Source organism: Tepidanaerobacter sp. GT38 (assembly GCF_021991635.1).
Lineage (GTDB): Bacteria > Bacillota > Thermosediminibacteria > Thermosediminibacterales > Tepidanaerobacteraceae > DTU063.
The window spans coordinates 26,979-36,007 of the sequence record NZ_JAFFJA010000005.1; the positions used below are offsets into that span (position 1 = coordinate 26,979).

Genomic DNA, 9,029 nt, shown 5'->3' on the forward strand with positions numbered 1-9,029 from the left:
TCTCCCACTTTAGAATCCTTTAGCTGCAATATATTCAACTAAGTCCATTACTCTGTTTGAATAACCCCATTCATTATCATACCAGGCAACTACCTTGACCAAATCGTCTTCAATTACCATTGTTGATAAGCCATCTACAATAGATGAAAGATCGCAGCCTTTAAAGTCCATGGATACTAAAGGCTCTTCAGTATAACCTAAAATTCCCTTCATCTTTCCTTCAGCTGCTTCCTTAAGAGCCTCATTAATTTGTTCTGCGGTTGCGCTCTTAGCCAATTGGCAGGTAAGATCCACAACAGAAACTGTAGGTGTAGGCACGCGGAGTGCAAATCCATTAAGCTTTCCTTTTAGTTCCGGAATAACTAAAGCAACGGCCTTTGCAGCACCAGTCGTAGTCGGGATAATGTTCAAGGCTGCAGCTCTTGCTCTGCGCAAATCCTTATGTGGCAAATCAAGTATCCGTTGATCATTGGTATAGGAGTGAACGGTATTCATTAAACCTTTTACAATTCCGAAGTTTTCCATAAGCACCTTTGCAACAGGCGCAAGGCAGTTGGTAGTGCATGACGCATTTGAAATCACATGATGCTGTTTGGGATCATATTTGTCCTCATTTACTCCCATGACTATTGTAATATCTTCTCCTTTGGCTGGCGCGCTGATAATAACTTTCTTGGCTCCGCCAACTTCAATGTGTTTAATTGCCTGATCTTTTGATCTAAATACGCCAGTTGACTCTACGACAACATCTACTCCTAAATCTCCCCAGGGAATATTTGCTAAATCTCTTTCTGCAAAGACCTTAATTTCTTTACCATTAACTGTAATCGACGAATCTCCTGCTTTTACGTCAGCTTCAAAAGGTCCAAAGACAGAATCGTACTTTAAAAGATGAGCTAAGGTTTTTGTGTCGTATAAATCGTTAATTGCTACAACTTCAATTTCTGGATGCTTTTTGAATGCAGCTTTAAGTGCATTCCTTCCTATACGGCCAAATCCATTAATTCCTACTTTAATTGACATAATAAATCCTCCTTAATTTATGTATTTTATTTTAAAATTAACTTAAAGCCGGATGCAGATGAGATTTGATCATAATTTAGAATTTGCTAAGTGAATGCTATTTTATACAATCTCTGCAGCAAATATGAACTTTCGACAATCGGGACGTTTTATGTCCCTTGTGTTTGTTTACCGTCCCGTCTGGTGGAAAAAAACAGGGTTTTTGTCTAAAGCACAAAAACACCTAAATTTGTATTAAAGGGAAAAATTGCTGATATCATTATTATTATTCAACAAAGTTTGCCAAAATCCTTCTGGAAAAATACATTTTAGTATCTTTTTCTCTTTGTTGACGAAAGTATGCCCATTTCCTCTCTGTATTTAGCTACCGTCCTTCGAGAAATTGTGACGCCTTTTTCATTTAAAATATCTGCAATCTTTTGGTCGCTCAAGGGGTTATACGGATCCTCACCTTCGATCATTTCTCGCATTATCCTCTTTATGCTTTCGGCAGAAGTCATAGTCCCATTAGCATTCTCCAAACCGCTTTGGAAGAAGAACTTTAATTCAAAAATGCCTCTGGGTGTTTGCACATATTTACCGCTTATAGCTCTTGAAACAGTAGATTCATGAATTCCTACCATATCTGCTATCTGCTTCATTGTAAGAGGTTTAAGGTAAATTAATCCATTGTCTAAAAAATCCTTTTGAACATCAGCTATAGATTGTATGACTTTATGAAGGGTTATACGCCGTTGTTCGATGCTTTTTATGAGCCACAATGCGGAATCAAGGCGGTTTGATAGAAATTTAGAAATATTTGACTCTTTATCCACAGAAGTAAGCAGTGAACGATAATATGGTTTGATAGAAAGTTTAGGTGATAAAGAATCATTCATAATCACTACATATTCATTTCCTACTTTTTCAATTGTGGCGTCAGGAACTATATAATGGACATCATTTGGAGAAGAAAAATTTCGTCCAGGTTTTGGATCCAGAGTCACTAAAATGTCCTTTAATTGTTGAACCTGGGCTAAGCTTATCTTTAACGTATCTGCTATTTTAGAAAAGCGACCTTCAGCCAAATCTACTAAATGGTTTTTAACTAAATCCTTTATTTTTGGAGCTTTAATGCCGTTTTGTTCTATTTGTATCAGTAAACATTCAGTTAAATTTCTAGCTCCTACCCCTGTAGGATCAAAAGTTTGAATTACTTTTAGCACATCTTCAACATCATTTTTAGATACTTTTAGCAACCTTGAAACTTCATCCGTGGTTATCGCGAGGTAACCATTTTTATCCAGATTACCTATTAAAAATTCGCCAATTTTAAATCCCGTCTTTGTTAAAGAAGAAAGGTGAAGTTGGGTCATCAGATGTTCCTGCAGAGACGGTGTTGAAGAAATAAAATTATCATAGGCAATTTCTTCCTTTTGCTCTCTCTGTATCCTTATGGGTTCAACACTTGCTTCATCCTGAAAATACTCTTCCCAATCAATGCTATCGTCTTTTTCTTTTTCTTCCTCCCTTTCATCAGTTACGTCATTTTTTGAAAAATCCTCACTTATATCAAGCAACGGATTTTCTAAGAGCTGGTTTTGTATATACTGACCTAATTCAAGTGTCGAAAGCTGTAAAATGGTTATGGCCTGCCTGAGCTCAGGAGTCATTACAAGCTTTTGAGTTTGTGAAAGGGTCAGGCTGAAATTCATCTGCATCCTTTTCCCCCCTTAGGAACAAGAGAAAATGCTATATAACAGATTTTATTAAATATATTCTATAAGAATATCAATTTTTCCTCTTTTTCTTAAATTAAAATGGAATGGAATTTGCTAGAGACTGATTTTATATAATGTTATTAAATGAATCTTCCTAATATTCATTAACGACAAAAAAGGAGCAGGAAAGACATTTTCCGCATTGCTTCCTGCCCCAAAATCTTTCTGTAAATCTATTCTTATTTCATCGACCCTTTTCGCTGTGTGTTTACGTCACGGGCACCATTTTGTCTAAAGATTTCTGCAGCGCTGTCAACCTTGGTTTCATGGGTTCTTACTGCTGCCAGTATTTTTCCATTTTTAACTTCTTCTTCATATTTGCGGCCCTGTTCTTCCGGAATTCCCCAATCGATAAGCCCACCGGCAACGCCTCCTGTAGCGGCGCCAGACAGCAAGCCCGCTATTGGCCCTGCCGCAATAAGTGGCCCAAGGCCAGGTATTGCTAAGGCCCCTGCACCCATGGCAAGGCCGGCTAATCCTCCTATTGCACCCCCTGTTGTAGCACCATCGGCAACTGTACCCATATTCATGCCCATAGTATTATCGCCTTGGGCATCTTGCCCCTGGCCCTGCTGCTGTTTGGCAACGATGGATATTTCATTGGTATCGAATCCCGACTGTCGAAGTTCTGCTACTGCCTTTTCAGCTTGGTCGTAACTGTCAAAAACACCTATAACTGTTTTTACCATTTATTATTTACCTCCCGGTTATATTATTAAAATCACTCTTATTTTATCCTTGTCATAGAGTAGCTATTCTTTACATGATAATTAGCAAAAAAGGGAATAGTAATTTTAAAGTTTACTTTGTTGGGTCGGGAGGCGTTTATTATGACCGACAAAAAAATATTCCAAGATAACAATACAGATAAAAGCATGAGTGAAATCAGCAAAAACCTAAGCACAGATACAGTAAATAAATTTCATGAAATTATTGGCGAAAGGCAACAACAAAACAGTCAGCATCAAAATCCTGTTCAGCAGCAATTTTTCCAAGAGATTAATTGTTTGCTAAACTCTGCACGAGAGCAGCAAATGTCTTCTCAAAAGGAGCTTCAGACCATATTAAATCAAGCATCAACAAACCTAATTGATTCTAATCGCCTTGAAACTTTATACAATAGTGCAAAGCAGCTACAGCAGGCGGCTCAACTGGGCATTGCTAACCTTAAGCTGAATATTCAGCAGTACAAAAGTATGATCGATAAAATGGAAAAGGATTGCCATGAACAGCAGGTAAGCACAGATTTACAGGTTATCCAGGCACTGCAGCAAGCCATATCCTGTATGGCTCAAGCACAAAACAGCCTACTTCAAAGCCAGGCTGTAGATAAGATTTATGATTCCATAACAAAATGTCAGGATAACTTGGCTCAAATAGAAAAGCTGGACGATACAAATATGTAATTTATAAAAAAATTAGGCGTTTATGGCAACAGATCCGCCATAAACGCCTAATTTTAGTAAGGATAATGGTCATGGTGATGATGGTGGTGATCATGGTGATAATGGTCATGGTGGTGGTGAAATGGCACCAGTTTTACCAGCATCTCAAATAAAATTGTGATTTTAATTCTTCTGGGGCTTACCACATCAACACTTATATGTTCTACATTAAAATACACCAAAGCTTCCATACCTGGAGTAGCACCGTGAAGATGAATAAATTCCATGAACGGGAAACTTGCCTCAAAGAAGTGAACCGGTTGTGAAGGCAATGCTGCCACGTACAGCACTTTTGCCGATACATCTCCATCTACTATGACTTTATCATGTAAAACCTTTACATGGTCTACGGAAAATTTGGCCTTGGCCTCAACACCTCGAGCAGCGTCCGGTTTTCCATCGGGTATTGTTACCGTATCCTGAATTATTGCCTGGACTTTGCCTAACCAAAGTTTTCCACGATGGGTATCACGGCGGGCTTCAAGCACATATATATAGCCGTAAATGGTACCAACTACTATTTCGCCATATCCTTTTTGATTTAACTCACCGGCCGTCACGCAAAAGGCTCCGTTGGGAACTGTCTGCTGCCATTCCATCATGATTTTGCCGGCTTTCCAACTGTAAATATATACATTGCTCAAACACACAACTATTAATTCTTTTTTGCCGTCTCCATCAATATCATATATTGCAACATCCTTTACATCCTGACAGTGTTTGGGACTGTCCCAAAAGGTTTGATACTTACCGCCAGCATAGCGCAGCACTCTTACCTTATTTATTGTGCAGTCAAATACTATCTCATGTTTCCCGTCTAAGTCGAAATCCGCCACTACTAGAAAGGCCTTACCGGCTTCTTCGATGTGGCTGCTCCACTTGTCATGCCTTCTGCCACCTTTGAAAGACAATATATAAAGTGTACATCCGTGTCTGCCATGGGTTTTTATTACTATTTCGGGATAACCGTCACCATCTGTATCACCAACTGCTACACAATAAACCGGATGCTCTATTCTCTCCTCTTTTACCAGGATCAACCTCTTATCGTAGCGAAAAATATATATTCTAGGTTTACCTTTAGCAACCGCTATTATCTCATACTTCCCATCTTTATCGATGTCCGCAACGGCTATACAAGTCACAGTTTCTCTTAGTTCCGCACTTTCCGCAATCCTTACCAGTTTGCCTTTTTGCATCTTATATACATGAATACCTCTGGTACATCCCACGATTATCTCATGAATGCCATCTTTGTCGATGTCGTGACAACCCAGCCAGTGGGTATCGTTATCTTCCAGGGAAGTTCGGGCCAACTGGCGGTAGGTGTGACCTCGGTATTGAAATACGTATAAATTGGATTGGTGCCCTGAAGCAGTTGTTGTGCCCGCAATGATGTTTATATGTCCATCGCCGTTTACATCACCTAAAGCCACACGCGAGTCCTGACCCAAATCTTTACTGGCCCATTCCAATTGGTATGCCTGGCGCATTTTCATCTCCCTCCCCTAACAAAACTTCTAAATACTGCTTTTTATATATTATTCAGGTGAGGGAGAAAAGGACTATTACGGTCAAAAACTTTAAATCATATCATTTTCCACCATGTTTTCCGCAATCTGCACCGCATTTAGAGCCGCACCTTTTCTCAGGTTATCAGCTACAATCCAAAGGTTTAAACCATTTTTTATAGAAAAATCCTCTCGAATTCTTCCCACAAACACCTCATCACGACCTGATACATCGCCAGGCAGCGGATATCGCTTAGATTTTGGTTCATCAACCACCTTAACACCCGGTGCCTTAGAGAGAATCTCACGAGCCATATCCGCTGTGAGCTTTGCTTCTGTTTCGATGTTCACCGATTCGGCGTGACCGTTCAAAACGGGAACTCTGACGGTGGTAGCAGTTATAGCAATATTATCGTCATCCATTATTTTTCTGGTCTCATTTACCATTTTCCATTCTTCCTGACTGTAACCTGTATCATCAAACACATCAATATGTGGTAGTACATTAAATGCAATTGGGTAAGGATATACATTCGCTACGGGATCTTCTCCGTTTAAAATCAGTTTTAACTGTTGTTTTAATTCTTCAATGGCATCTAAACCGGTACCAGACACAGCCTGGTATGTGGAAACAACTACCCTTTTTATTTTTGCCACATCGTGTAAGGGTTTTAATGCAACCACCATCTGAATAGTAGAACAGTTAGGATTGGCAATAACTCCCTTATGGTTTTTTATATGATCAGGATTGACCTCAGGCACAACCAGAGGCACCTCTGGCGACATGCGAAAGGCATTGCTGTTGTCAATCACAATTGCGCCGCGCTTTACGGCCTCCGGTACAAGTTCTAAACTTACACTTTTACCGGCGGAAAATAGCGCTATGTCAATGCCATCAAAGGAAGATGGCGTTGCCTCTTGCACTTTTATTTTCTCTCCTCTAAATGTAACAATATGCCCGTTAGACCGTGAGGAAGCTAATGGTAATATGCTTTTTACCGGAAAATCCCTCTCCTCCAAAACCTTAAGCATTGTTTGACCTACAGCCCCTGTGGCCCCTACTATAGCGATACTGTATTTTTTCATTGTTCATCCACTCCTTTATGTATTGATATGTAGTAATTATTTTATCGATGAGCAAGGCCACTCATCTATATTGTAAACATTTTAATAAAAGCTTTCTAAAAATGCAATATTTATTGGTGTCTTACTATTCTGGTAAAAACATAATTATTATTTTTGTCTTTATATGAGAGACATTTGTTTTTTTATAAAAGACATTAGCATATTTTATTCGACGCAAATTTGTAATATCCTTTTTTTTGAATTATTTTCCTAGTTTGGATTTTTGTACATAAAAAAAGCTGCCATTATTAAATGACAGCAAAAAACGCATTTTGTAAACTTATAAATTGCAAAAGGTTAAAATACAGAGTAACTTGATTAATTGAAATAAGTTTTATAAATGGCTTTTACACATTTTCCCACACAATCATTTTTAACAATATAAGCGCAGTGGTCGGCTAGCACCTTTTTGGCAATTACCTGAATATCTTCTTTTAAAAGTGTTGCCATGATTTTCTCATCTACAGCCCTTGAATCAATAGTAGCCTTATAAACAGCAGACACTTTTGACATGTTTTCAAAAAAGTTCACTTGAGCATTTAGCTCTTCAGCCAGGCTTTTAGCAGTATCCTTATCCTCTTCGCTAATTAAAATAACTCTTTCCTCAGAATTGCTATCATAAAGGGTTTTATCTGCACTTAAAGTTTGAAGTTTCGCTACCTCATCATCTGTAAAAGCTCTTTCCCTTTCGTATTTAGCTACAGCGAGGTCCTTTGCAGCTGAAATTCCCGAGACTATAAGGTCACTTGCTTCTGGGCCTACGAGAGTGCCTTCAGAATCATCAAAAGTAGATTTAACTCTAACCTTTAGATTGAATTGCTTGGCGGCCTTAACAGCTCTTGGATGAATTACCTTGGCACCGTTTTCTGCCATTGTTATGGCTTCTTCATAGGAGACTTTTGGAATAAATGGTGCTTCTGGAACCAACCTGGGATCAGTAACTGCAATTCCGGGCACATCAGTATAAATATCTACAAAACCAGCTTTTAAGTATCCACCTAATACTACTGCGGTCGTATCGCTGCCTCCACGGCCCAATGTAGTAATGTCATTTTTTTTAGTTTTCCCCTGGAAACCCGCAACCACTACTACTTTGCCTTCTTTTAGTTTTTCTAAAATCGGCGTAGGATCCACATTAATGATGTCAGCATTGCCAAAAGCTTCTGTAGTCAATATGCCTGCCTGAAAGCCCGTCATTGCCTCAGCTTTGATGCCTTGCGCCTCTATATATGTAGCCATTACACAAGCAGAAATAATTTCACCGCAGGACATGATTAAGTCCTGAGTTTTGGGATTGATTTTGCTTCCATGGGCTCTCAAGAGCTCAATTAAGGTATCAGTAGCATACGGATCACCCATCCTACCCATGGCTGATACTACCACTACCACATCGTGACCTTCCTCTTTTGCCCTTAGAATGTGACCTAGTACTGCTTTTCTGCTTTCAGCAGATTTTACTGAGGTTCCTCCAAATTTTTGTACAATTATTCCCATAAGTCGCCTCCTAATTTTTATTTATTACATTACTTTTTATAAGCTTTTGCCAGATTGGCATACTCAACAGCCCTGTCTTTTGCCATATCTATGTGCTCCTGAGACAGCTTTTTGATAACTTTGGCAGGCACGCCTACAGCTAAAGAATAGGGCGGGATTTCTTTGCCCTCTGCGACAAGAGCACCTGCACCGATCAATGCCCCTTCACCTATAATGGCGCCATCTAGTATAATGGCACCCATACCGATAAAAGCACCGTCTTTGATGGTGCAGCCGTGGACAATAGCTCCATGACCAATAGTCACATTATTTCCTATGATAGTTGGATACTCATCTGCCACATGGACAATGCAGCCGTCTTGTATATTTGTATTTGAACCAACAACAATTTTGTTCACATCACCTCTGAGCACCGTCTTGTACCATATACTTGAATTTTCGCCAATCGTAACATCACCGATTATGTCAGCAGTAGGTGCAATAAAGCAACTATCATGAATCTTAGGCTTTTGATTTTTAAAATTTTCAATCATAATATTACCACCTTTTTATAATAATTTCGGTCTAAAGTCAACTAAATTGGTAATGTATGCGGAATGTAACAGAGATGGCATAAACATGTCCTATTTCAAATATTACTATATTTTTACTCGGTTAATTGTAAAATTAAA

8 protein-coding genes are annotated in these 9,029 nt (G+C 39.0%); 1 reads left to right on the plus strand and 7 read right to left on the minus strand.

Translation table 11 applies throughout. The annotated features are described in order from the left end of the window. Positions 1 to 9: 9 nt before the first annotated feature. From gap to JT739_RS01635, 3 genes are all read right to left on the minus strand, one after another. Complete coding sequence (gene gap / locus JT739_RS01625) at positions 10 to 1,023, minus strand: type I glyceraldehyde-3-phosphate dehydrogenase (RefSeq protein WP_237659338.1); 1,014 nt, start codon at positions 1,021 to 1,023, stop codon at positions 10 to 12. Between the two features lie 308 nt (positions 1,024 to 1,331). Continuing rightward, positions 1,332 to 2,723 (minus strand): RNA polymerase factor sigma-54, encoded by a 1,392-nt coding sequence (rpoN, locus tag JT739_RS01630; RefSeq protein WP_237659339.1) that lies wholly within the window; start codon positions 2,721 to 2,723, stop codon positions 1,332 to 1,334. A 239-nt stretch (positions 2,724 to 2,962) separates the two neighbouring features. Further along, positions 2,963 to 3,472, minus strand: a complete 510-nt coding sequence (locus JT739_RS01635) for a general stress protein (RefSeq protein ID WP_237659340.1) — start codon at positions 3,470 to 3,472, stop codon at positions 2,963 to 2,965. 141 nt (positions 3,473 to 3,613) lie between these two features. Between JT739_RS01635 and JT739_RS01640 the strand changes: the two genes are divergently transcribed. Next, positions 3,614 to 4,189, plus strand: a complete 576-nt coding sequence (locus JT739_RS01640) for an exonuclease SbcC (RefSeq protein ID WP_237659341.1) — start codon at positions 3,614 to 3,616, stop codon at positions 4,187 to 4,189. Between the two features lie 53 nt (positions 4,190 to 4,242). Here JT739_RS01640 and JT739_RS01645 read toward each other — a convergent pair whose 3' ends face one another. The 4 genes from JT739_RS01645 to JT739_RS01660 all read right to left on the minus strand — a co-directional run bounded on the left by JT739_RS01645 (position 4,243) and on the right by JT739_RS01660 (position 8,891). Next, a complete protein-coding gene (locus tag JT739_RS01645; RefSeq protein ID WP_237659342.1) occupies positions 4,243 to 5,721 on the minus strand; it encodes an FG-GAP-like repeat-containing protein in 1,479 nt (492 codons plus the stop codon). A 90-nt stretch (positions 5,722 to 5,811) separates the two neighbouring features. Further along, on the minus strand, positions 5,812 to 6,825 hold the full coding sequence (locus JT739_RS01650) for an aspartate-semialdehyde dehydrogenase (RefSeq protein ID WP_237659343.1): 1,014 nt from the start codon (positions 6,823 to 6,825) through the stop codon (positions 5,812 to 5,814). Between the two features lie 357 nt (positions 6,826 to 7,182). Next, positions 7,183 to 8,358 carry an aspartate kinase gene (locus JT739_RS01655; protein WP_237659344.1) on the minus strand — a complete coding sequence of 392 codons (1,176 nt, stop codon included), beginning with the start codon at positions 8,356 to 8,358 and terminating at the stop codon, positions 7,183 to 7,185. Between the two features lie 29 nt (positions 8,359 to 8,387). Further along, complete coding sequence (locus JT739_RS01660; RefSeq protein WP_237659345.1) at positions 8,388 to 8,891, minus strand: gamma carbonic anhydrase family protein; 504 nt, start codon at positions 8,889 to 8,891, stop codon at positions 8,388 to 8,390. Between the last annotated feature and the right edge of the window lie 138 nt (positions 8,892 to 9,029).